This window comes from Kitasatospora sp. NPDC058046 (assembly GCF_042885595.1).
Classification (GTDB): domain Bacteria; phylum Actinomycetota; class Actinomycetes; order Streptomycetales; family Streptomycetaceae; genus Kitasatospora.
Genome location: NZ_JBHVRS010000020.1, coordinates 174,583 through 195,697, shown reverse-complemented (window position 1 = coordinate 195,697; position 21,115 = coordinate 174,583). Strand labels below are relative to the sequence as shown.

21 protein-coding genes and 2 pseudogenes are annotated in these 21,115 nt (G+C 72.7%); 13 read left to right on the top strand and 10 right to left on the bottom strand.

The window, feature by feature from the left end:
- The first annotated feature begins 140 nt into the window (after positions 1–140).
- The 3 genes from ACFVU7_RS33115 to ACFVU7_RS33105 all read left to right on the top strand — a co-directional run bounded on the left by ACFVU7_RS33115 (position 141) and on the right by ACFVU7_RS33105 (position 2,181).
- A complete protein-coding gene (locus tag ACFVU7_RS33115) occupies positions 141–716 on the top strand; it encodes an HD family hydrolase (RefSeq protein ID WP_388048741.1) in 576 nt (191 codons plus the stop codon).
- 67 nt (positions 717–783) lie between these two features.
- Positions 784–1,143, top strand: coding sequence for a hypothetical protein (locus tag ACFVU7_RS33110; protein ID WP_387819418.1), 360 nt, complete (start codon positions 784–786; stop codon positions 1,141–1,143).
- A gap of 207 nt (positions 1,144–1,350) precedes the next feature.
- The gene (locus ACFVU7_RS33105) at positions 1,351–2,181 is read left to right on the top strand and encodes a hypothetical protein (protein ID WP_388048740.1); all 831 of its coding nucleotides are present in this window, start codon (positions 1,351–1,353) and stop codon (positions 2,179–2,181) included.
- Here ACFVU7_RS33105 and ACFVU7_RS33100 read toward each other — a convergent pair.
- The 4 genes and pseudogenes from ACFVU7_RS33100 to ACFVU7_RS33085 all read right to left on the bottom strand — a co-directional run.
- Positions 2,178–2,669: a VOC family protein gene (locus tag ACFVU7_RS33100; RefSeq protein ID WP_388048738.1), complete on the bottom strand. Its 492-nt coding sequence runs from the start codon at positions 2,667–2,669 to the stop codon at positions 2,178–2,180. The genes ACFVU7_RS33105 and ACFVU7_RS33100 overlap by 4 nt on opposite strands.
- A gap of 133 nt (positions 2,670–2,802) precedes the next feature.
- Positions 2,803–3,498, bottom strand: coding sequence for an aspartate/glutamate racemase family protein (locus ACFVU7_RS33095; protein ID WP_388048736.1), 696 nt, complete (start codon positions 3,496–3,498; stop codon positions 2,803–2,805).
- Between the two features lie 57 nt (positions 3,499–3,555).
- Positions 3,556–5,406, bottom strand: coding sequence for a CocE/NonD family hydrolase (locus ACFVU7_RS33090; RefSeq protein WP_388048734.1), 1,851 nt, complete (start codon positions 5,404–5,406; stop codon positions 3,556–3,558).
- Positions 5,407–5,603: 197 nt separating this feature from the next.
- A pseudogene (locus ACFVU7_RS33085) lies at positions 5,604–6,560 on the bottom strand (hydrolase); the annotation flags it as partial.
- A 302-nt stretch (positions 6,561–6,862) separates the two neighbouring features.
- On the opposite strand from ACFVU7_RS33085, the gene ACFVU7_RS33080 reads away from it, so the two are divergent.
- The gene (locus tag ACFVU7_RS33080) at positions 6,863–7,999 is read left to right on the top strand and encodes a HoxN/HupN/NixA family nickel/cobalt transporter (protein ID WP_375873883.1); all 1,137 of its coding nucleotides are present in this window, start codon (positions 6,863–6,865) and stop codon (positions 7,997–7,999) included.
- 126 nt (positions 8,000–8,125) lie between these two features.
- Here the strand turns inward: ACFVU7_RS33080 and ACFVU7_RS33075 are convergent, their stop codons facing one another.
- On the bottom strand, positions 8,126–9,064 hold the full coding sequence (locus ACFVU7_RS33075; protein WP_380781414.1) for an SGNH/GDSL hydrolase family protein: 939 nt from the start codon (positions 9,062–9,064) through the stop codon (positions 8,126–8,128).
- A 368-nt stretch (positions 9,065–9,432) separates the two neighbouring features.
- Between ACFVU7_RS33075 and ACFVU7_RS33070 the strand changes: the two genes are divergently transcribed.
- The 3 genes from ACFVU7_RS33070 to ACFVU7_RS33060 all read left to right on the top strand — a co-directional run bounded on the left by ACFVU7_RS33070 (position 9,433) and on the right by ACFVU7_RS33060 (position 11,805).
- On the top strand, positions 9,433–11,088 hold the full coding sequence (locus ACFVU7_RS33070; RefSeq protein WP_388048732.1) for an FAD-binding dehydrogenase: 1,656 nt from the start codon (positions 9,433–9,435) through the stop codon (positions 11,086–11,088).
- A gap of 148 nt (positions 11,089–11,236) precedes the next feature.
- Positions 11,237–11,518: a hypothetical protein gene (locus ACFVU7_RS33065; RefSeq protein ID WP_375873880.1), complete on the top strand. Its 282-nt coding sequence runs from the start codon at positions 11,237–11,239 to the stop codon at positions 11,516–11,518.
- On the top strand, positions 11,515–11,805 hold the full coding sequence (locus tag ACFVU7_RS33060) for a hypothetical protein (RefSeq protein ID WP_387819407.1): 291 nt from the start codon (positions 11,515–11,517) through the stop codon (positions 11,803–11,805). Before ACFVU7_RS33065 ends, ACFVU7_RS33060 begins: the two co-directional genes overlap by 4 nt.
- 104 nt (positions 11,806–11,909) lie before the next feature.
- Here ACFVU7_RS33060 and lepB read toward each other — a convergent pair whose 3' ends face one another.
- The gene (gene lepB, locus ACFVU7_RS33055; RefSeq protein WP_388048730.1) at positions 11,910–12,581 is read right to left on the bottom strand and encodes a signal peptidase I; all 672 of its coding nucleotides are present in this window, start codon (positions 12,579–12,581) and stop codon (positions 11,910–11,912) included.
- Between the two features lie 147 nt (positions 12,582–12,728).
- Between lepB and ACFVU7_RS33050 the strand changes: the two genes are divergently transcribed.
- The 3 genes from ACFVU7_RS33050 to ACFVU7_RS33040 all read left to right on the top strand — a co-directional run bounded on the left by ACFVU7_RS33050 (position 12,729) and on the right by ACFVU7_RS33040 (position 15,476).
- Entirely contained in the window at positions 12,729–13,145 is a 417-nt protein-coding gene (locus ACFVU7_RS33050) for a hypothetical protein (RefSeq protein WP_049652764.1), read from the top strand.
- Between the two features lie 206 nt (positions 13,146–13,351).
- Entirely contained in the window at positions 13,352–13,606 is a 255-nt protein-coding gene (locus ACFVU7_RS33045; RefSeq protein ID WP_049652766.1) for a hypothetical protein, read from the top strand.
- Positions 13,607–13,808: 202 nt separating this feature from the next.
- Entirely contained in the window at positions 13,809–15,476 is a 1,668-nt protein-coding gene (locus ACFVU7_RS33040; RefSeq protein WP_079272061.1) for a metallophosphoesterase family protein, read from the top strand.
- A 103-nt stretch (positions 15,477–15,579) separates the two neighbouring features.
- Here ACFVU7_RS33040 and ACFVU7_RS33035 read toward each other — a convergent pair whose 3' ends face one another.
- On the bottom strand, positions 15,580–15,912 hold the full coding sequence (locus ACFVU7_RS33035) for a YnfA family protein (RefSeq protein ID WP_380663970.1): 333 nt from the start codon (positions 15,910–15,912) through the stop codon (positions 15,580–15,582).
- 18 nt (positions 15,913–15,930) lie between these two features.
- Positions 15,931–17,145 (bottom strand): pyridoxal phosphate-dependent aminotransferase, encoded by a 1,215-nt coding sequence (locus ACFVU7_RS33030; protein WP_049652769.1) that lies wholly within the window; start codon positions 17,143–17,145, stop codon positions 15,931–15,933.
- A 97-nt stretch (positions 17,146–17,242) separates the two neighbouring features.
- Here ACFVU7_RS33030 and ACFVU7_RS33025 point away from each other — a divergent pair.
- Both ACFVU7_RS33025 and ACFVU7_RS33020 read left to right on the top strand, forming a co-directional pair.
- Positions 17,243–17,596: pseudogene (locus tag ACFVU7_RS33025) on the top strand (winged helix-turn-helix transcriptional regulator); the annotation flags it as partial.
- Positions 17,597–17,959: 363 nt separating this feature from the next.
- Positions 17,960–18,751 carry an SGNH/GDSL hydrolase family protein gene (locus tag ACFVU7_RS33020; protein ID WP_388048728.1) on the top strand — a complete coding sequence of 264 codons (792 nt, stop codon included), beginning with the start codon at positions 17,960–17,962 and terminating at the stop codon, positions 18,749–18,751.
- A gap of 31 nt (positions 18,752–18,782) precedes the next feature.
- Here ACFVU7_RS33020 and ACFVU7_RS33015 read toward each other — a convergent pair whose 3' ends face one another.
- The gene (locus tag ACFVU7_RS33015) at positions 18,783–19,445 is read right to left on the bottom strand and encodes a GNAT family N-acetyltransferase (protein WP_074002211.1); all 663 of its coding nucleotides are present in this window, start codon (positions 19,443–19,445) and stop codon (positions 18,783–18,785) included.
- Positions 19,446–19,575: 130 nt separating this feature from the next.
- On the opposite strand from ACFVU7_RS33015, the gene ACFVU7_RS33010 reads away from it, so the two are divergent.
- Entirely contained in the window at positions 19,576–20,526 is a 951-nt protein-coding gene (locus ACFVU7_RS33010; protein ID WP_388048726.1) for a pentapeptide repeat-containing protein, read from the top strand.
- Positions 20,527–20,530: 4 nt separating this feature from the next.
- Here the strand turns inward: ACFVU7_RS33010 and ACFVU7_RS33005 are convergent, their stop codons facing one another.
- A complete protein-coding gene (locus tag ACFVU7_RS33005; RefSeq protein WP_079272064.1) occupies positions 20,531–21,091 on the bottom strand; it encodes a DinB family protein in 561 nt (186 codons plus the stop codon).
- Between the last annotated feature and the right edge of the window lie 24 nt (positions 21,092–21,115).

Sequence of the window (21,115 nt, the reverse complement as noted above, 5' to 3'; positions counted from 1 at the left end):
CCACACTGGTACGGGCGAGCCCCCGTGTCGATTTGATGGTGACGGCCTTTCACGGTGGCGCGTCGAGAGTCGGAGTCTGTGCACTACGGTCTGTGGGTAGGCGGTTACAGCGACAATCGCTCTGGCAGCGAAGGACAGCCATGACGGACGACAAGCAGGCGAGGGGCACCGCGAGCTACCTGTTCGAGGCGGGCATGCTCAAGCGGGCGAAGCGCCAGGGCTGGTGGATCGCCGGCGTCAAGGATCCCGAGTCGATCGCCGAGCACTCGTTCCGGACGGGTGTCATCGGCGCGGTGCTCGCGATGATGGAGGGTGCCGACCCGGCCAAGGTCGCCCTGCTGTGCCTCTTCCACGACACCCAGGAGACCCGGGTCAGCGATATCCCGCACATCAGTCGGCGCTACCTCACCGCCGCGTCGAACGAGCGGGTGACCGCCGACCAGGTCAGCGCCGCTCACCCGGCCGTCGTTGCCGGACTCCAGGCCCTCGTGGAGGAGTACGAGAACGCCGAGAGCCTGGAGGTCACGGTCGCCCACGACGCGGACAAGCTGGAGTGCCTGATCCAGGCCGTGGAGTACCGCGAGCAGGGCTACCAGAACGTCCAGCCGTGGATCGACAGCAGCCTCGGCAGCCTCAAGACCGAGTCGGCCCACGCCCTCGCCGAAGCCGCGCTGACCATGACGTCCCTGGAATGGCAGAAGGTCTACCTCGCGTGACGCCACCAACACTCGTCTTCGACCGCTTCTCGGCGCTTGACAGTGCCATCTGACAAAGGAGTTACGCATGTCGACTGATGGGCGGATCTTCCGCGAGGCGTGGATCGCGGGCGTGTCGAAGCACTACCCGGGTGAGCCGAAGGCGGGCTATGTCGCCCCGTGGGAGGAGACCCCCGAGTGGGAGCGGGAGTGCGCCGCCGCCGTGTTCGGGCAGGTCCGTGACTTCATCGGTGTGAGCGGCGGCAACACTTCCAAGCTCACCCGGGAGCAGAAGGGCCGCTTCGTCGCTACCTGCTGGATCGCTCAGATCCACAAGCACATCGAGAACCCGAAGCCGGGCTATGTCGCCGACTGGGTCGACCTGCCGTCGTGGCAGCAGGAGACCGATGCGGACATCTTCGAAGCGATCGAACGCGCCCATTCCTGAACACCGTGCTCGGCGTGGGAAGTCGGCCCCGCCGACTTCCCACGCAGAAGGTAGGGGCGTGCGTGATGTGGGGGCTTGGGCTTCACGCTCGAACGGTTCGCACTCTTCGTAGTCGCTGTACTACTTTCCGCATCATCAACAGAACATAGGAGACCCCGGCGGTGCTCGTAACACCCCGGGGTCTGGCACCAGGAGATAGAGCTCCAGATGCGGATTCATCGTAGCGCGCGCACGCGCGCGTTCACCGTTCTTCCGAACGGCCTGTTGCAGGACCGGCGGCTGAGTTACACCGCTCGTGGCCTCCTCGCCGACCTGCTCTCCCGCCCCGACGGGTGGCGGGAGGACGGGCGGCAGATGGCGGACAGCAGTCCGCAGGGGCGGGGCGCCGTCCGGCGGGCGCTCAAGGAGCTGACCAGCGCCGGGTACTACCGGGTCGACACCGTCCGGATGGCCGACGGGACCATCCGGTCCGAGGCCCATGTCTTCGACACCCCGCAGCCCGCACCGGCTGTCCCCCGCCCGGCTTCCGGTGGGCGAGGGACCGGCCGCACTGTCACCCCTCCCGTAAAGGACCCGGGACAAGAACCCACCCTCCCGGATGAACGGACGCGGGCCGCCGTGGCCACCCTGTTCCGGGTGATCCGGCCCGAACCCCGCCTGCGCCTCGGCGAGGCCAAGGCGCAGGCACTGGCACCGCTCGTCACACAGTGGCTGGAACGGGGCTGCGACGAAGCCGAGTTGGCCCACGCCCTGCTCCCCGGACTGCCGCAGCCGATGCACTCCCCGGTGGCGATCCTCCGGGACCGCCTGCACCGCAAGCTGCCACCGGAGCGCCCCGAAACCCAACCGGCCTCGTACGCCGAGTGCGGCCGCTGCCACGACCCGGTGCCCCGCCCCGGCATCTGCCGCGCCTGCGCGGGCCTCGGCACGAGAACCGTCGCCGTCGGCACCGGCGCGCCCGCCACCCCCGGAGGCGTCGCCCGCGCCCGCGCCGCCCTGCGCGGGTGGCCCGGGCGGCCGGTCGCCGCGAACTCCTAGCTGGCGAAGCCGCCTTCGGGGCGGATGATCTCCAGGTTGGTGCCGTCCGGGTCGTTGAAGTAGGCGACCCGGGTGCCGAGCGCGGCGTCCGGGGTGACCTCGCCTTCGATGAAGGTGTAGTCGTCGCCGAGGAAGTCGTAGCCGGCGTCCTTCATCCGCGAGTACACGGCGTCGAAGTCGTCGACCCGCAGGCACAGGTGCATCGAGCCGGGCCGGTTGGCCACGCCGCCGGTCCGCTCGCCGACCGGCTCCTGGAACTGGATGAGGTCGATGCCGAGGCTGTTGTCCAGGTTGATCGTGGCGTAGCGCAGCTTCGCCACGGGCAGGCCCTGCGACTTCCCGAACGGCACGCTGTGCATGGTGCCCTGTGCGACGGGCTCCCGCCCGGTGAGGGCCGTGTAGAAGGCGATCGACGCGTCCAGGTCGGAGACCGAGATGCCGACGTGGGCGGCGAGGGTGAGGTTGATCGGGGTGCTGGAAACGGCCATGGTCGTCCCTCTCGTTCGCGCTCCGTGGCCCCCGGTTTCGGGGGGCGGCGCGGGGCGGAGTGCTGGAGAAACCGGTCCGCTCACCATTGTCCCGGTGCCCGCCGACCGCGCACCTCAGGGCGGCGGTCGGGGTTCAGGGGCCGGCCAGGGCGGCGTCGACCGCCGCTTCGGCGTGCAGCCGGGTGGTGGGGAAGACGGGCACCGGGCTGTCCTCCGGCCGGACCAGCAGTTCGATCTCGGTGCAGCCGAGGACGATGCCTTCCGCGCCCCCGGCCACCAGTTCCGCGATCACCCGCCGGTAGGCCGCCCGGGACTCCTCGAGGACCAGTCCGACGCACAGTTCCTCGTAGATCACCCGGTGGACCAGGGCGCGCGAGTCGGCTTGCGGCACCTGGACGTCCAGGCCGCCCGCCGCCAACCGGCCGCGGTAGAAGTCCTGTTCCATCGTGAAGGCCGTCCCGAGCAGTCCGACCCGCCGCAGGTCCGCCGCCCGGACGGCGGCCGCCGCGGTGTCGGCCAGGTGCAGCAGGGGGATGGAGACCGCCGCCGCGACCTGGTCGGCGACCTTGTGCATGGTGTTGGTGCAGATCAGCAGCAGGTCGGCGCCGGCCGCCTCCAGTGACCGGGCCGAGTCGGCGAGGACCTGGCCGGCCTCCTCCCAGCGGCCGGCCGTCTGCAGTCGCTCGATCTGCGCGAAGTCGACGGAGTAGAGCACGAGTCGGGCGGAGTGCAGTCCGCCGAGGCGCTCGCGGGTGAGTCGGTTCAGCAGGCGGTAGTACTCGGCGGTGGATTCCCAGCTCATGCCGCCGATCAGGCCGATGGTCTTCATGGGGCCATTTATAAGCCGGAATCGAAATGCGAGGCAAGTGCATAAGTAAATCTTTGATCAGCTCTCCCGGGGCACCCGGTGCTGCCACTCCCGGGCGAACACCTCCGATCCGCCCTCCAGTGCCCGCAGTTGGACGATGCTGAGGAAGTGCCCGGCGTCGCAGCGCAGTTGGGTGCGGGTCTGGACGGTGACGTCCCAGCCGATGTCGGGGCGCTCCAGGCGGACGGTGTGGTCGGTGCGGGCCTGGGCGCTGAGCGGGGCGCCGGTGAGCACCCGGTAGGCGGTGACGGTGTGTTCGTCGCGGACCAGGCCGTCGGGGTGGGTGCGGGTGCCGTCGGTGGCGGGGGAGAACTCGGCGCGCCACTCGTGGCGGCCGATGTCGTGCACGGTGAGGTGCTCGGGCCGGGCGGTGAGCGGTTCGGTGAGGTGGACGGCGAGCGGTTCGGGCAGTATCGGGGGTTCGAAGGTGACGGGCCGGGTGCCGACGTCGGCGGCGAGGTGGCGCACCGGCAGGCTGAGGGTGGAGCGGGACGGGTCGACGCCGTACCCGGTGTCCTCGGCCGGGGGCCACACCCAGGGCCAGTAGACGGAGGAGAGGGCGAGCCGCAGCCGGTGCCCGGCCGGGATGGTCGAGGCGCAGGCCGCGAGTTCGACCTCGGCGTCCGGGCCCCCGGCGGCGAGGACGCCCCGGGTGACCAGGTCCGAGGTGCCGTCCGGGCCGACCGCGCACAGCCGGACGGCCACCTGGGCGGGCGCGTCGTCCTCGCGCAGCCGCAGCCGTACGGTCGGGGTGCCGAGCAGTTCGACCGGTTCGGGCAGCGGCTGGGAGTCGAAGCAGACCGAGCGGCCGTCCTCCTCCCGCTGGTCGGGCGGCTGGTCCGCGGGGCGGCCGTGCGGGACGTAGGCGCCGGCGTTGAGGCCGGTGTGCTGCGGGGAGCGGACCCGGACGTACCGCTCGTCGGAGGCGGTGCCGGCGGTGCGCAGCGGCCCGTCCAGGCCGTAGTGGATCTCGCGGACGTCGGGGGAGGGCCAGGCCTCGTCGCCGGTCCAGCGGGTGGTGAGCCAGCTGCGCAGGGCGGGTTCCTGGAGGGCGTCGGTGTCGACGCCGCGCAGCCAGTGGTCCCACCAGCGCAGGGTGTCGGGCAGGGCGGCCTCGGGCAGGCCGTGCGGCCAGGGGCCGATCAGGGCGCGCGCGGTGGGGGACTCGGCGAGCAGCCGCAGCACGAAGGAGCAGGACGGGTCGCCCCAGCCGGCCACCGCGAGGGTGGGCACGGACACCGGGACGGTGCTCTCGCCGGCCGCGAGCCAGTCGTCGACGGGCGGGTTCAGGGACTCCAGCCGGGCCAGCCAGGCGGCCCGCCAGGCGTCGCCGACGTACCGCGGGTCGGGCGGCAGGGCGGCGTCGGCGACCAGGGCGGTGAGCCGGGTCTGCAGGTCGGCGGCGAGTACGGCGCCGCCGGTCCGGTGCCCGCCCTCGGGGCAGGCGGTGACCACGGCGCCGACGGTCTCGGGGGTCCGGGCGGCGAGCCGCAGCGCGGTGGTGCCGGCCGCGCCGACGCCGAGCAGGCCGAGCCGGCCGTTGCACCAGGGGCGGCGGGCGAGCCAGTGGACCACGGCGGCGCCGTCGGCCAGCTCCTGGTCGCCGCCGGGTTCGCCGGGGACGCCCTCGGAGTTGCCGTGCCCGCGGGTGTCGACCCGGACGGCGGTGTAGCCGTGGCCCGCGTACCAGGGGTGGCGGCGGGCGTCCTCGGCGGCGGTCCGGTCGGTGAGGCGGCCGCCGGAGTACTCCAGCAGGGCGGGGCCGGGCTCGTCGCCGACCGGCCGCCACAGCCGGGCGGCCAGCCGCGTGCCGTCGGGCAGCGGGACGCGCAGGTCCTCGCGGGTGGTGTGGAAGGGGTAGGACGGCATCGGCCGCTCCCGTCGGTCCCGGGCCGGTGGAGCACCGGCGGGCCCGCGGCGCGTACGGACGGGGTGCCGCTCCGTACGAGCGCGCCGCGGGCGTCGGTACTCCGACAGTAGGGGAGGCAGCGGCCCTTTTCCTGGCGAGCAGCCCTGGCGGGGGCACCCCGGGGCTGAGCCGCCCCGATCCGGGGCGCGGCCGGTCAGGCCTTGCTGAGCCAGGCGGTGGCGTTGAGGGCGAGGGCGGCGTCGGTGCCCGCCGGGTCGTCCCAGCCGTTGTACAGGGTGTTGCCGGACTGGCCGGTGCCGTCGTCGATCGGGGAGCTGTCGCCCCAGACCGCGACCCGGCCGGAGCCGAAGGTGCTGGTGACGAAGAAGGCGCCGGTGTTGCCGCTGTAGCCGGTCCGGTAGACCAGGCCCTTGACGTTCGGGTTGTCGGCGGGCTTGAGGGTGAAGGTGGTGCCGTTGCGCAGGATCGAGCCGGTGACGGTGCCGAAGGGGCCGTGCAGCACCGGGTCGGTCGCGTCGTTGACCGCGCGCGGGTTGTCGGTGGTGATGTTGAGCAGGTCGACCGAGAAGCCGAAGGGGTCGTTGTTGTTCACCCCGTTGCTGGTCAGCAGGTCGTTGATGATCTTCGGGGAGTCCCAGCCGTCGTTGTTGCGGTCGCTGTTGACGTGGTCGGAGACCAGGAAGAGCCCGCCGCCGTTCTGGACGAACTTCATGATCGCGGTCTTCTCGCTCGCGCTGAACCGGATGTTGGGCTCCGGGATCACGAAGGTGTCGAAGTTGGCGAGGTCGAGCGCGGCGCCGGTGCCGTAGCTGATGGTGGAGCCGGCCGGGAGGGTCTTCAGGCTGTACTGGCCGGTCTTCTGGAGGGCGACGCCCCAGGCGGAGAGGGCGCCGGTCCAGCTCTTCTCGGTGGTGGGGTTGGCGTTCTGGGCCAGCGGGTCGGGCTGGCTGGTGCTGATGATCCAGTCGGCGTTGCCCGCGGTCTCGGCCTTGCTGTTGTCGAACAGCACCCGGTGCGGGGTGGCGCCGGCCGCGGCGGCCCGGGTGGTGGGGGCGGTGGGGCCCGGCGCGGCGGTGGCGACGGGGGTGGTGAGACCGGCCGCGAGCAGCGCCGCACCGGCCAGGGCCGCGGCGGTTCGAATACGGATCGTCATGAGCCGTTCCTCCGTGGGGAGTTGAGGGGTCGGCGCTCAGGTTTTCGCGCGTAGAACGGGAGTATCCGCGCGTAGAGCGCACGGTGAAAGCCCCGGGAGGTTACGAAGCCTTGTACGGGTGGTGACGATCTCCGGGGGTCGGTCGGAAGTCGGGGGAAGCCGGGGGGAAGCGGTGTGAAAGCGGGGCGGAAACGGTGCGGAAGCGGGGGGAGACGAATCCGTAATTGCGCATGACTTGCAACTGCGCGCGTCAAGGCGGAAAGATGGCCCAGCTTCGACCGCCCGACCGAAAGGACACGACGATGACCGCCCCCCGCTGGCGCGACCGGCTCACCCGTGAGGAGTGGATCCGCCTGGCCGGAATGGGCGGATTCATCCTCGCGCTGCACGTCGTCGGCTGGTTCACCCTGCTCGCGCTGGTCGAGCCCGAGCACTACACCGTCGGCGGCCAGGTGTTCGGCGCGGGCATGGGCCTGACCGCCTACACCCTCGGCATGCGGCACGCCTTCGACGCCGACCACATCGCCGCCATCGACAACACCACCCGCAAGCTGATGGGCCAGGGCAAGCGGCCGCTGTCGGTCGGCTTCTGGTTCTCGCTCGGGCACTCCTCGATCGTCTTCGGCCTCTGCGCCCTGCTGGCCTTCGGCATCCGCTCGCTGGCCGGCCAGGTGGAGTCCGACGACTCGACGCTGCACGAGATGACCGGCCTGATCGGCGTCACCGTCTCCGGCACCTTCCTGCTGCTGCTCGGCCTGATCAACCTGGGCGCCTTCAACGGCATCCTCAAGGTCTTCCGCCGGATGCGCCTGGGCGACTACGACGAGGCGGAGCTGGAGCGCCAGCTGGAGCGGCGCGGGCTGATGAACCGCATCCTCGGCAGGGTCACCAGGGCTGTCACCAAGCCCTGGCACATGTACCCGGTGGGCCTGCTGTTCGGCCTGGGCTTCGACACCGCCACCGAGGTGTCCCTGCTGGTGCTGGCGGGCGGCGCGGCGGCCTTCTCGCTGCCCTGGTACGCGCTGCTCACCCTGCCGATCCTGTTCGCGGCCGGGATGAGCCTGCTGGACACCATCGACGGCTCGTTCATGAACTTCGCGTACGAGTGGGCCTTCTCCAAGCCGGTCCGCAAGATCTACTACAACCTGACCGTCACCGGGCTGTCGGTGCTCGTCGCGCTGGTGATCGGCTCGATCGAGCTGATCGGCCTGCTCGGCGAGAAGCTGGACATCACCAGCGGCCCGATCGCCTGGATCGGCGGGCTGGACCTCAACTTCGTCGGCTACGCGATCGTCGGACTGTTCGTGCTCACCTGGGCCGCGGCGATCGCCTACTGGAAGCTCGGCAACGTCGAGGAGAAGTGGTCGGCCGGGCTGGCCGCCGCGTCGGCCACCGGCTCCGGCTCGGCCTCCGGCTCCGCCTCCGCGAAGTCCGAGTAGCGCGCGCACGAGAACCGAGGGGCCGGTGACCGGGGTCTGGTCACCGGCCCCTCGGGGCTTTCCCGGCGGCACCGCTTCCGTGCCGCCCCGGTACCGCTCCGGCGCCGCGGTGGCACCGCCCCGCCGCTACTTCAGCGCGGCGAGCACCGCCTGCGCCATCACCTGCTCGCCGGTCGCGTTCGGGTGGAACGGCACGGCGGGCGAGCCGGGCAGCGCGCCCTCGATCCAGCGGTCGTCCGAGCAGACGTCGTGCCCGAGGGTCGGCGTCGCGGTGTCCACGTAGGTCGCGCCGTTCGCGGCCGCGGTGGCCTTCAGGGCGGCGTTCAGCTTGTCGAGCACCCCGTGCATGTACTCGACGTCGCCCGGGGTGACCGGCTGGCGCAGCACGCAGGTCGAGCCGTCGGCGGGCAGGACGGACGGGTAGCCGACCAGCAGCACCCGGGCCCCGGGCGCCTTGGTGTGGATGCGCTTGAGGGTGTCGGTCAGCTGCGGGGTGATGGTGGTGCGGATCCGCTCGGCGAGGTCGTCGGTGCCGTACTGCCAGGACATGGTGCTCCAGTCCCAGTGGCCGTGGTGGTAGACGTCCTTGCAGGGCGTGCCGAACGGGTTGACGACGGCGCCGGCGATGCAGGTGGCGACCAGTTCGCCGAGCCCGAGGTCGCTGGCGGCGAGGTCGTTGCCGCCGATCCCGAGGGTGACCAGGTCGGTGTCGGCGGTGACCGCGTCCAGCTGCGGGTCGTTGACCCGGATGAAGGCGTCGTACTGGGGCTGCGTCATCGCCTTGATCTTGGCCGCGGCGCAGGTGACGTCGGTGTACCGGCCGGCCTTGAGGGCGCCGGCGACCAGGTGGCCGTAGTTGCGGTCGGAGCGCAGGCACAGGCCGGCCGACTGGCCCGGCACTCCGGCGCCGGCGGCGTAGGAGTCGCCGAGCGCCACGTAGTGCCGGGGCGCCTGGGTGGCGGCCTGGGCGGTGGTGGAGGTGAGCGCGAGCGCGGCGCCGAGGGCGACGGCGGCGAGGGCGGTGGAATTCCGGAGGTGCCGGGATTTCCGGGCAGGACGGAGCACGGTTCCTCCTGGGGGAGAGAAACGACGGGTGGGGGTTCGTGCGGAGCCGGACTACGGCTACTCGCAGGTAAGTTACTGCCGTGTTTCCTGGACGTCCATGGTTCGCGCGGAAATCGCCGACATTCCGTCAGATGTGGTCGAACGGTGTCGAACGGCATTTCGCATTTCGCTCCACCGGGTATCGCTCGGCAATCGCGCGGGTATCGCCCGGCCGTCGACGGCAATTCCGAAACGGCGTGGAGCGGAATTCACGCCGGCGGTTGTTACCCGCCGGTTGACCGGACGTCACCGCAGGCCGCAGTATCGGGCGCACAGCGACGGCGCGTCCCGGGCGCGCCGCCACCGCGAGCCGCCACGGAGGACTGCGCATGGCCCTGGACGCCGACGTCATCGTCATCGGGGCGGGCCTCGCGGGCCTCGCCGCCACCGCCGAACTCGCCGACGCCGGACGGAAGGTGATCCTGCTCGACCAGGAGCCCGCGGCCTCCCTCGGCGGCCAGGCGCACTGGTCCTTCGGCGGACTCTTCCTGGTCGACTCGCCCGAGCAGCGCCGGATGCGGATCCACGACTCGCACGCCCTCGCCCGGCAGGACTGGTTCGGCACGGCCGGCTTCGACCGCCCCGAGGACGCCTGGCCGCGCCGCTGGGCCGAGGCGTACGTGGACTTCGCGGCGGGCGAGAAGCGCTCCTGGCTGCACGGCATGGGAGTGCGGTTCTTCCCGGTGGTCGGCTGGGCCGAGCGCGGCGGTCAACTCGCCGACGGGCCGGGCAACTCGGTGCCGCGCTTCCACATCACCTGGGGCACCGGACCGGGACTGCTGGCGCCCTTCGTCCGGCGGGTCCGCGCGGCCGCCGCCCGCGGCCTGGTGGACCTGCGCTTCCGGCACCGGGTCACCGGGCTGTCCGCCACCGCGGGCGCCGTCGACACCGTCACCGGCGAGGTGCTGGTGCCCAGCCCGGCGGGCCGGGGCGAGGCCAGCTCGCGCGAGGTGGCCGGAAGCTTCGAACTGCGCGCCCAGGCCGTGATCGTCACCTCCGGCGGCATCGGCGGCAACCACGACCTGGTCCGCAAGGCCTGGCCGGCCCGGCTCGGCACCCCGCCCGCCAGGCTGCTCTCCGGGGTGCCCGCGCACGTGGACGGACTGATGCTGGACGTCGTCGGCCGGGCCGGCGGCAGCCTGATCAACGGCGACCGGATGTGGCACTACACCGAGGGCATAGAGAACTGGGACCCGATCTGGGCCCGGCACGGCATCCGCATCCTGCCCGGCCCGTCCTCGCTCTGGCTGGACGCCCGCGGCCGGCGGCTGCCCGTCCCGCTGTTCCCCGGCTTCGACACCCTCGGAACGCTCGAACACATCATGACCACCGGGTACGAGTACACCTGGTTCGTGCTCAACCAGCGCATCGTCGAGAAGGAGTTCACCCTCTCCGGCTCCGAGCAGAACCCCGACCTGACCGGGAAGTCGGTGCGCGGCGTGCTCGGACGCGCGCTGCCCGGCGCCCCCGGCCCGGTCCAGGGACACCTGCGGCACGGACGGGACTTCGTGGTCGCCGGGAACCTCGCCGACCTCGCCCGGGGCATGAACGCCAGGACCGCCGAGCCGCTGATCGACCCGGACGAACTGCGCCGCACCGTCGAGGACCGCGACCGGCAGTTGGCCAACCCCTTCGCCAAGGACCTCCAGGTCACCGCGATCCACGGCGCCCGCCGCCACCTCGGCGACCGGCTCATCCGCACCGCCGCCCCGCACCGCATCCTCGACCCGGGCGCCGCCCCGCTGATCGCCGTCCGGCTGAACATCCTGACCCGCAAGTCGCTGGGCGGCCTGGAGACCGACCTCTCCTCCCGGGTGCTGCGCCCCGACGGCGAGGTGCTGCCCGGGGTGTACGCGGCCGGCGAGGCCGCCGGGTTCGGCGGCGGGGGCGTGCACGGGTACCGCTCGCTGGAGGGCACCTTCCTGGGGGGCTGCCTGTTCTCGGGCCGCACGGCGGGCCGGGCGGCGGCGCGGGCGGTCGGGTAGCGGCGCCCCCCGGCCCCTGCTACCGGGCCTGCGGCATGTCCCTCGGCCGGACAGGGGAGGGTCCCGGCGGTCGGAAGGCGGTACCGGACCGGCCCCTGGGGGAGGACACTGGTAGCGGTCCCGCCCGCACGAGACGTTCGGAGGAACGGTGAGCGCAGCACCCCTGCACGGTCACCACGACAGCCGCCAGCCCGTCCCCCGCACCCAGGACGGCGTGGCCGCGGCCCTGCCGCCCGCGCAGCGCATGGAGTTCTACCGGGAGATGGGCGAAGCCGACATCGAGACGATCGGCGGCGTACTGAAGCGGTGGTGGCTGCGGGCGGAGCTGTACCGCGACCCGGAGGGCGACCGGATCCACGCCGCCGTCCAGGCCGGCACCGCTCCCGGCGCCTCCGCTTCCGCGGTCCTGCGCCGGCTCGGGGCCCTGTGAGCGGCTACGACGAGTTCCCGGACGACGACGACCCGATCACCGTCTCCCCGGCCGTGGAGGAGTTCCTCGGCGACCCTGGCACGCCGGCCGACGTGTTCTCGGCGGTCGTGGCCTTCCTGGTCGACCTGCGGGAGGATCCGTTCCCGCGCCTGAGCATGCCGGTGCCCGGCCGGCCCGGGATGCACTCGGCCCCGCTGCGCCGGGACCTCGGGCTGGTGGAGTACGCGGTGAACGAGGACGCGGACCCGCCCCGGGTCTACGTCTCCCGTGTCCTGCGAGTGGACTGACCGGCTCGCCTTCGGTGAGACCGAGGGCCGGCCGGTCGGGAACCGACGGTCAGGGCCTGGCTGCGTAGTGCTGGTCGACCGGGCGCCGACGGGTGGCGACGGCGTCAGAAGGTGGCCGGCGGCTCCAACCCCAGGGGCCGGGCGGCCCGGCCGCGGACGGCGAAGACGATCGCCGCGATCAGGCCTACGAGGGCCAGCAGCAGCCCGAGCGCGGCCACGACGAGCGCGCCGGCGAGCTTGCCGGGCAGGGCCTCGGAGTCGGCGCCGCTGTGCCACACCACCCGCTCGCCGACCTTGGCGAGGTCGACGGTGCCCTGCTGGTCGGCCAGGTTGATCCGGGAGTCGAAGGCGTCGCCGCGGACGTCCCCCATGAGGAAGGCTCGGCCCGGCGGGACGGTGACGTCGAAGTCGAGGTAGCAGGTGTGGGCCTGCCGGGCCGGCGGCTCGTCGACCGGCTTCCCGTTGAGGCTGAACTGCCCGTTCGCGCAGGCGATGCGGTCGCCGCCCAGGGCCATGACCCGCTGGATGACCGTACCCTGCAACGTCCAGGGGGAGTCGACGGCGTAGACCTCGCCGTGGCGCACGTCCGCGGGCTGGACCCGGTCGGTCCAGAGCCCGGTGCCCGGCGCCAGCTCCGGCGACATCGTGTCGCCCGTCAGGCGGTGGTAGCCGTAGCCGGAGCCGATCACGGCGAACCCGAGCACGGCGCACAGGATCCCGACCACCCCCACGGCCACCGATATCCATGTACCGCGGCGGCCCCTTCGCTTCGGCATCAGGCCGTCCTCCCCTTGGTGTTCGTGAGTCGTGTGGTGGCCCGTGGGCCGTGCGCATCCTAAGGGTCTGGGATGCCCGCTGGCCTGCGGGTACAGTGCGGGGGCCGGTGCGGAGCGCGCCGCCGACCACGAGGGGGAGCAGAGCCGATGAGCCGCCGAGAGCGCGACGGTGCCCGGGACCGCAAGCGGGGCGCCGGTGCCCCCGTGACCGTGACGGTCTGCCGGGGCTGCTGCTGCGGCACCGAGGCCAAGCACCCGGGGGTGGACCACGCGGGCCAGTACGAGCGGCTGCGGACGGCGGTGGGCTCGGCGGGCCGGGTCCGGGCGGTCAAGTGCCTGGACGTGTGCACCCAGTCGAACGTGGTGGTGGTCGGCCCCTCGGCGGAGGGCCGGGCGGCGGGCGGCCGGCCGGTCTGGCTGGGCTTCGTGCTGATGGACGACATGATCGACGAGATCGGCGCCTGGGTGCGCGCGGGCGGCCCGGGCCTGGCCGATCCGCCGGGGCTGCTGGACCTCCAGCTGATCTCGGTGTCCCGGCGGGTCCGCGAGGGCCTGCCGGAGTGAGGACGGGTCTGCCGGAGTGAGGACGAGCCTGCCGGAGTGAGGTCGGGCCCGGCTGAGGTCGGCCGTTGGTCCTACAGGATGATCGTCGGATCATGTCTACCCGGGCCGAACCCGGGTCGGTCCGGGTGCCTTCACCACTACCATGACCGGTGGTGTCGGGCCCTTCCGGACGGCGCCGAGCCGTTTCCGCGCGAGGGAGGAAGCCGATGACGACGGTCTGCCGCATCTGCGCGGGCACCGGCCGGACCGCCGGCCTCAGCTGCCGGACCTGCCAGGGCACCGGCACCACCGAGGTGGGCGGCGGGGGCGGCAACTGCTTCCTCTGCGACGGCACCGGGGTGTACGTGCGCTACCGGGTGGACGCGACCGGCGCCAAGCACGCCTACCGGGACGAGATCTGCCGCACCTGCGACGGCACCGGCAACCGGACCGCCACCCAGTGGGACGAGCGCTCCGGCTGACCAGGTCCGAACGCTGTCCGCGCTTCCGCCGACGCCCGCTCAGGCCACGGGGCGGATGGGGGCCATGATGCGGCGTCGGAACGGTGCGGACACGGCCTTTGCCAAACCATGGTCGAACATTGGCGTTCGAATGGGCGGTACGCTGCGACCCGTTCACCCGGCGTCCGTGCGCGATCAACGCGCCGCTGGAAGAGTCCCGCGCATGGATATCCCCAACATGGGCGTGCCGGCCAAGCTTGCCGACCGCATGAGCATGGCCGAGCAGCACGAGTACCTGCGGGCCCGCTTCTCCCGCCGCCGGATGCTGCGCGCCGGTGCCGTGACCGTGGGCGCCGTCGCCGTCGGTGGCGCGCTGGGCAGCGGCACGGCCTTCGCCGCCCCGGCCGGCCCGCAGCTGCTGACCGGTGGCACGACCAGCGGCATCGACGGCTCGCTGGTCGCGCCGATCGGCCGTCACCTCCAGTTCGGCCCGGAGCCGGACACCCAGTTCCGTATCTCCTGGCAGGTCCCGGCCCCGGTCAAGAAGCCGTTCCTGCGCTTCGGCAAGACCCCGTGGGAGCTGAGCCACAAGGTCCAGGCCGAGGTCCGTGCCCTGCACACCCCGGCGCTGACCCCGAACAGCCAGCCGGTGGACCAGTACTACCTGCACGTGGCGCTGGAGGACCTGCGCCCCGACACCACCTACTACTACGGTGTCGGCCACGAGGGCTTCGACCCGGCCGCGCAGCAGCAGATCTCCACCCTGCACACCTTCCGCACCGCGCCGTCCCGCGACCACCGCTGGGGCAAGGTGTACGAGCCGTTCACCTTCACCGCCTTCGGCGACCAGGGCGTCAGCGCGCACGCGGCGGGCAACGACCACATCATCAAGGCGCAGAACCCGGCCTTCCACCTGCACGCCGGCGACATCTGCTACGCCGACCCGGCCGGTTCCGGCACCGACCCGGACAAGTCCGTCTTCAACGCGAAGACCTGGGACGACTTCCTGGTGCAGACCGAGACGGTCGCCGCCGAGATCCCGTGGATGGTCGCGTACGGCAACCACGACATCGAGGCCTGGTACTCGCCGAACGGCTACGGCGGCGAGAACGCCCGCTTCTTCCTGCCGAACAACGGCCCGGACCCGCGCCAGGTCCCCGGCGTCTACACCTTCCGCTACAAGAACGTCGGCGTCATCTCGCTGGACGCCAACGACGTCTCCTACGAGATCCCGGCCAACCTGGGCATCTCGGCGAACAAGCAGACCAAGTGGCTGGAGCGCACCCTCAAGGACCTGCGCAACGACGAGACCATCGACTTCGTCGTGGTCTTCTTCCACCACTGCGCCTTCTCCACCACCGTCGCGCACGCCTCCGAGGGCGGTGTCCGCGAGGCCTGGGTGCCGCTGTTCGAGAAGTACCGGGTGGACCTGGTCATCAACGGCCACAACCACATCTACGAGCGCACCGACGCGATCCTCGGCAACAAGGTCTCGAAGCAGGTGCCGAGCGGCGCCACCATCGAGCCGGCCAAGGACGGCGTGGTCTACGTCACCGCGGGCGCGGCCGGCCGCAGCCTGTACAAGTTCGACGTGCCGGACACCTACGAGGGGCACGAGAACCACCAGGACGAGGTCAAGACCTACTACTGGAGCAAGGGCAAGGTGAAGACCCCCGAGACCATCCAGTGGTCGCGGGTGCGCTACACCGGATACTCCTTCATCAAGGTCGACGTCACCCCGAAGCACCTGGGCCAGAAGTCGGTCATGAAGGTCACCGCGCTGGCCGAGGACGGCACGCAGATCGACAACTACACGATCCTGCGCACGGTCGGCGAGGGCTGGGACTCGGACCGGGACGACGACGGCCAGGGCGGCGGCTGGGGCTGGTAGTCCCCGCCGGTCGCGACGGTGCCCCGGCGAGGGTGACGGGGCCCGGCGGTCGTGACGGTGCCCCGGTGTCGGAGATGGGTCCGACACCGGGGCACCGGTGCGTTCAGCGCCGGGGGCCGTACATGATGACGGCGACCCCGGCCAGGCAGATCAGCGCGCCCAGCACGTCGTAGCGGGTCGGCCGGAAGCCGTCCACGGCCATGCCCCACAGCAGCGAGCCGGCCACGAACACCCCGCCGTACGCGGCCAGCACCCGGCCGAAGTGGCTGTCCGGCTGCAGGGCCGCGACGAAGCCGTACGCGCCGAGCACCACCACGCCCACCCCGGCCAGCCACCACGGCCGTTGCTCGCGCACGCTCTGCCAGACCAGCCAGCAGCCGCCGATCTCGGCGAGGGCGGCGAGGACGAACAGGGCGATGGAGCGCAGGACGGTCACGACCCAGAGCCTAGGCGGTCAGCTCTGCCGGTACGTCGCGAGGAAGCGCCCGATCCGGTTGATGGCCGTCTCCAGGTCGTCGGCCCGGGGCAGGGTGACGAAGCGGAAGTGGTCCGGGCGGGGCCAGTTGAAGCCGGTGCCCTGGACGACGTGGATCTTCTCGCGCAGCAGCAGGTCCAGCACGAACCGCTCGTCGTCGACGATCCGGTGCACCGCCGGGTCCAGCCTGGCGAAGGCGTACAGCGCGCCCTTGGGCTTGACGCAGCTGACGCCGGGGATCTCGTTGAGCGCCTTGACCGCGATGTCGCGCTGCTCGGTGAGCCGGCCGCCGGGCAGCACCAGGTCGTTGATGGACTGGTGGCCGCCGAGCGCGGCCTGCACGGCGTACTGGGCGGGCACGTTGGGGCACAGCCGCATGCCGGAGAGCATGGTCAGGCCCTCCAGGTAGTCGGTGGCGTGCTGCCGGGGCCCGGAGACGACCAGCCAGCCGCTGCGGAAGCCGGCCACCCGGTAGGCCTTGGAGAGGCCGTTGAAGGTGAGGGTGAGGACGTCGTCGGCCAGGGCGGCCAGGCAGTGGTGCTCGGTGTCGTCGTAGAGGATCTTGTCGTAGATCTCGTCGGCCAGCACCATCAGGTGGTGGCGGCGGGCCAGGTCGAGGATGCCCTCCAGCAGTTCCTTCGGGTAGACCGCGCCGGTGGGGTTGTTGGGGTTGATGACGACGATCGCCTTGGTGCGGGCGGTGATCTTGGCGGCGATGTCGTCCAGGTCCGGGTACCACTCGGCCTGCTCGTCGCACAGGTAGTGCACGGCCTTGCCGCCGGCCAGCCGGACCACGGCCGTCCAGAGCGGGTAGTCGGGCATCGGCACGAGCACCTCGTCGCCGTCGTCCACGAGCGCGGTGACGGCCATCTGGATCAGCTCGGAGACGCCGTTGCCGAGGTAGACGTCGTTGACGGTGACGCCCTCGACCCCGCGCTGCTGGTAGTACTGCACCACCGCGCGACGGGCCGGCAGGATGCCGCGCGAGTCGCTGTAGCCGTGCGCCTTGGGCAGGTTGCGGATGATGTCCTGGAGGATCTCCTCGGGCGCCTCGAAGCCGAAGGGGGCGGGGTTGCCGGTGTTCAGCCGCAGCACGCTGTGCCCGGCCTCCTCCAGGGCGTTGGCCTGGTCGACCACCGGGCCCCGGATCTCGTAGCACACGTCATTCAGCTTGCTGGACTGTCGAAACTCCATCTGCGGCCTCCCGACCGTCACCACCGCTCCGTTGCTTCAGCTTTGTTCTACCAAGTGAGTACTTGGAAAGTCCAACCTCTTGGCTATGCTGATCCGCATGTCACGCCGAAGCTACGACCAGTACTGCGCCGTCGCCCGCGCCCTGGACGCGGTGGGGGAGCGCTGGAGCCTCCTGATCGTCCGTGAGCTCCTCGGCGGCCCGCGCCGCTACACCGACCTGCACGCCGACCTGCCCGGCGTCTCCACCGACATCCTGGCCGCCCGGCTCAAGCAGCTGGAGGGCGACGGACTGATCGCCCGCCGCCGACTGGAGCGGCCCGCCAACGCGACCGTCTACGAGCTGACCGGACGCGGCCGCGAACTGCGGCCGGTCGTCGAGGCGCTGGGGGAGTGGGGCTTGGCCGCCCTCGGCGAGCAGCGGCCCACCGACGCCGTGCGCGAGCACTGGTTCACGCCCCGGAAGGCGGGCGAGGAGGCCGGCGAGGAGGCGGTGGCCGTGACGGGCTGACCGTCGCGGTGGGCGCGGTGCCTGCGGCGCGTGCGGCGGGCCTGGCGCCTGCGGCGGGCATGGTGGCCCGGATGGGGCGGCGGCAAGGCCCCCGTCGCCGACCGCCGCCCCGTGGGCCCAGGATGGCCCGGGCCGATAAACGAACGATCGGCGTGCGATGAGCGCCGAGGTTCGCCGAGGTCCGTCGGGGTTCACCGGGGGTCCGTCGGAGCCACCGGGGCCCGCTGTGGTTCCGGACGGGCACGCACGTACGATCGTCGGATCGTCGAACCGCCGGAGTCATCCCGGGAGAGCGGAGGCCAGCCCGTGCCCACCCCCTACCGCAGCTACGTCGCCGTCGGCGACTCCTTCACCGAGGGCATGTGCGACGACCTGCTGCCGGACGGCCACTACCGGGGCTGGGCCGACCGGGTCGCCTCGGCACTGGCCGCCGAGCACGCCGAGCCGGAGTCCGCGGGCACCGGCTTCCGGTACGCCAACCTCGCCGTCCGCGGCAAGCTCATCGGCCAGATCCACGACGAGCAGCTCGCCCCCGCCGCCGCGATGGGCGCCGAGCTGGTCACCCTGGCCGGCGGCCTCAACGACGTGCTGCGTCCCGGCTGCGACATCGACGCCGTCGAGCGGCTGCTCGGCCGCTGCGCCGACGGGCTGCGCGCCACCGGCGCGACCGTCGTGCTGTTCACCAGCACCGACCCGACCCGCCGGATGGCGGGCGGCGCCCGGCTGCTGCCCGCGATCCTGCGGATGAAGGCCTTCGTCCAGGAACTGGGCCGGCAGGACGGCTTCGTCGTGGTCGACCTGTTCTCCGCGCCCTGCTTCGACGACCGCCGCCTGTGGGCCGAGGACCGCCTGCACCTGTCGCCCGAGGGGCACCGCCGGGTCGCCGAGGGCGTGCTGGAGACGCTCGGCCGCCCCGCCGCCTTCGACTGGCGCGCCCCGCTGCCCGCCGCCGCCCCGGCCGGCCGCGCCGAGCGGCTGCGCGAGGACGCCCGCTGGCTGGGCACCCACGTCGGCCCGTGGATCGGCCGCCGCCTCACCGGCCGCTCCTCGGGCGACGGCCGCCCGGCGAAGCGGCCGGAGCTGCTGCCGTACCGCTGAGGCCCGCCGCCCGGGTGCCACGGGCCCCGGCCTACTCGGTGTCGTAGACGCCCGGCGCGTCGAGGACCAGGCTCGCCATCGGGGCGTGGGTGGCCCAGCCGAGCGCCGTGTAGAGCGCCTGCCCCTCCGGGGTGCCGACCAGCACGCCGGTGCGCGCGCCCCGCTCGTGCGCGGCGGACTGGAGCGTCCGCATCACCAGGGCGCCCAGGCCCCGGCGGCGGTGCTCCGGTGCGGTGGTGATCTGGTCCGGTACGGCCACGGGGCCGGCCAGGCCCGCCTGGCCGCGGGCGGCGAGGTGCCCGTCCCCGGTGCGCACCAGCACCCGGAGGATCCCGCCCCGCTCCCAGGTGGTCACGGTGTACCCGGCCGGGGCCTCGGGCCGCTCGGGGACGAGCGGGACGCTCATCAGGAAGCCCGGCGCGTCCAGCCGCCACCGTTCGTCCAGCCAGGGGCGCACGGTGGCGTCCTCGGCGAACAGCTTCAGCCAGGTGGTCGGCGCGGTGACGGTCTCGCCGAGCTTGCGGACCTCGGCCTCGGTCGGCTCCGGCAGCACGTGCCGGCCGACCTCGCCGACCGGCGCGCCGACGTCGATGCTCCAGCCCCAGGGCTGGTCCACCGGCTCGGCGGAGCCGCGCGAGACGGCCCAGCCCGAGATCCACATCCGGACCAGTTCTCTGATGTCCGGTTCCCGCATGGCACCCACCCCCGCGTGTAATGGTCTCTACTGCGCTGGACAGCTTACCGGCGCCGAAGGTCGTCTGCCCAGTAGGATTCCGGGGTTCACCGCGCCGACCGGCGCCCCGCTGCTGGAAGGACCCCGGAACGTGCGCGAGACCGAGTCGCCGCAGGACCAGACGGCGGCCGCGCCGACCCCGCCACCGACCCCGCAGCCGACCGCGCTCCGGGCCGACTGCGGCAGCTGCTTCGGGCTCTGCTGCGTCGCCCTGCCGTTCGCCGCCGGGTCCGACTTCGCCATGAACAAGCAGGCCGGCAGCCCCTGCCACAACCTCCAGACCGACTTCAGCTGCGGCATCCACGTGCGGCTGCGCGACAAGGGCTTCCAGGGCTGCACCGTCTACGACTGCTTCGGCGCCGGGCAGCGGGTCTCCCAGGTCACCTTCGGCGGCCGCAGCTGGCGCGAGGAGCCGGACAGCGCCAAGGCGATGTTCGACGTCTTCCCGGTCGTGCGGCAGCTGCACGAGCTGCTCCGGTACCTCACCGAGGCGCTCACCTTCGCCCCCGCCCAGCCCGTCCACGACGAACTGCGGCAGGCGCTGGCGGAGACCGACCGGCTGGCCGGCGGCACCCCCGAGGAGATCCTCGCCATCGACGTCCCGGCCCACCGGCAGCGGGTCAGCGAGCTGCTGCTGCGGGCCGGCGAACTGGTCCGCGCGGCCGTCCCACGCCGCCGCGAGCTCCGCGGCGCCGACCTCTTCGGCGCCCGCCTGCGCGGCGCCGACCTGCGGGGCGCCAACCTGCGCGGCGCCCTGCTCGTCGCGGCCGACCTCTCCGGCGCGGACCTGCGCCTCGCCGACCTGGTCGGCGCCGACCTGCGGGACGCCGCCCTGGCCGGCGCGGACCTCAGCACGGCCCTCTTCCTCACCCAGGCCCAGCTCGACGCCGCCCGCGGCGACGCCACCACCCGCCTCCCGGCCGGCCTCACCCGGCCCGCCCACTGGCCCGAGACCGCCCCGGCTCCCGCCGCGGGCGCCGGGGCCGGGCCCCGTGCGGGCAAGGGCGGCGGCCGCCCCGGTCGGAGCGGCCGCCGGCGCTGAGGCGCTACTGGCCCACCCGGCCGTCCACGCACTCGCGCAGCAGGTCGGCGTGGCCGCAGTGGCGGGCGTACTCCTCGATCCGGTGCACCTGCAGCTCCCGGATCGAGAGCCGGTCCTTCCCGACCCGCTCGCCCAGGTCCTGGTACCCGGCCAACGCGGCGTCCAGTGCGGCCTGTTCGCGCTCCAGGTCGTGGAACGCGGCGTCCACCACGGCCTGCTCGCCGACGGCCCCGTCGAAGTCCGCGTCCCGCCCGCCGTACAGCTTGGGCAGCGGCTCGCCGTCGGTGATCCAGTTCCGCCAGTCCCGTTCCACCCGGGCCAGGTGCCGGACCAGGCCGAGCAGCGACATCGTGGACGGCGGCACCGAGCGGCGGGCCAGCTGCTCCGGGGCCAGGCCGTCGCACTTCATCCGCAGGGTCAGCCGGTAGTTCGTCAGGTAGTCCTGGAGGGTGGCGAGTTCGCCGTCCGGGCTCGGGCCCTCACTGTTGCGGGGGTCGTCGTCCGGGTCGGCCCACATGTCGGGGTAGACGGTCGCCTCGGTCCATCGCACGGGTTGCTCGGTCATGCCCGGCATCCTCCTTCGCAACCA

Bases quoted from the DNA above. Each gene is read 5' to 3' on its own strand.
- ACFVU7_RS33015 (WP_074002211.1), bottom strand. From the start codon at position 19,445: ATGCGGGAACCGGACATCAGAGAACTGGTCCGGATGTGGATCTCGGGC.
- lepB (WP_388048730.1), bottom strand. From the start codon at position 12,581: ATGCCGAAGCGAAGGGGCCGCCGCGGTACATGGATATCGGTGGCCGTG.
- ACFVU7_RS33070 (WP_388048732.1), top strand. From the start codon at position 9,433: ATGGCCCTGGACGCCGACGTCATCGTCATCGGGGCGGGCCTCGCGGGC.
- ACFVU7_RS33045 (WP_049652766.1), top strand. From the start codon at position 13,352: ATGACGACGGTCTGCCGCATCTGCGCGGGCACCGGCCGGACCGCCGGC.
- ACFVU7_RS33050 (WP_049652764.1), top strand. From the start codon at position 12,729: ATGAGCCGCCGAGAGCGCGACGGTGCCCGGGACCGCAAGCGGGGCGCC.
- ACFVU7_RS33040 (WP_079272061.1), top strand. From the start codon at position 13,809: ATGGATATCCCCAACATGGGCGTGCCGGCCAAGCTTGCCGACCGCATG.
- ACFVU7_RS33115 (WP_388048741.1), top strand. From the start codon at position 141: ATGACGGACGACAAGCAGGCGAGGGGCACCGCGAGCTACCTGTTCGAG.
- ACFVU7_RS33080 (WP_375873883.1), top strand. From the start codon at position 6,863: ATGACCGCCCCCCGCTGGCGCGACCGGCTCACCCGTGAGGAGTGGATC.
- ACFVU7_RS33110 (WP_387819418.1), top strand. From the start codon at position 784: ATGTCGACTGATGGGCGGATCTTCCGCGAGGCGTGGATCGCGGGCGTG.
- ACFVU7_RS33095 (WP_388048736.1), bottom strand. From the start codon at position 3,498: ATGAAGACCATCGGCCTGATCGGCGGCATGAGCTGGGAATCCACCGCC.
- ACFVU7_RS33005 (WP_079272064.1), bottom strand. From the start codon at position 21,091: ATGACCGAGCAACCCGTGCGATGGACCGAGGCGACCGTCTACCCCGAC.
- ACFVU7_RS33030 (WP_049652769.1), bottom strand. From the start codon at position 17,145: ATGGAGTTTCGACAGTCCAGCAAGCTGAATGACGTGTGCTACGAGATC.
- ACFVU7_RS33090 (WP_388048734.1), bottom strand. From the start codon at position 5,406: ATGCCGTCCTACCCCTTCCACACCACCCGCGAGGACCTGCGCGTCCCG.
- ACFVU7_RS33100 (WP_388048738.1), bottom strand. From the start codon at position 2,669: ATGGCCGTTTCCAGCACCCCGATCAACCTCACCCTCGCCGCCCACGTC.
- ACFVU7_RS33105 (WP_388048740.1), top strand. From the start codon at position 1,351: ATGCGGATTCATCGTAGCGCGCGCACGCGCGCGTTCACCGTTCTTCCG.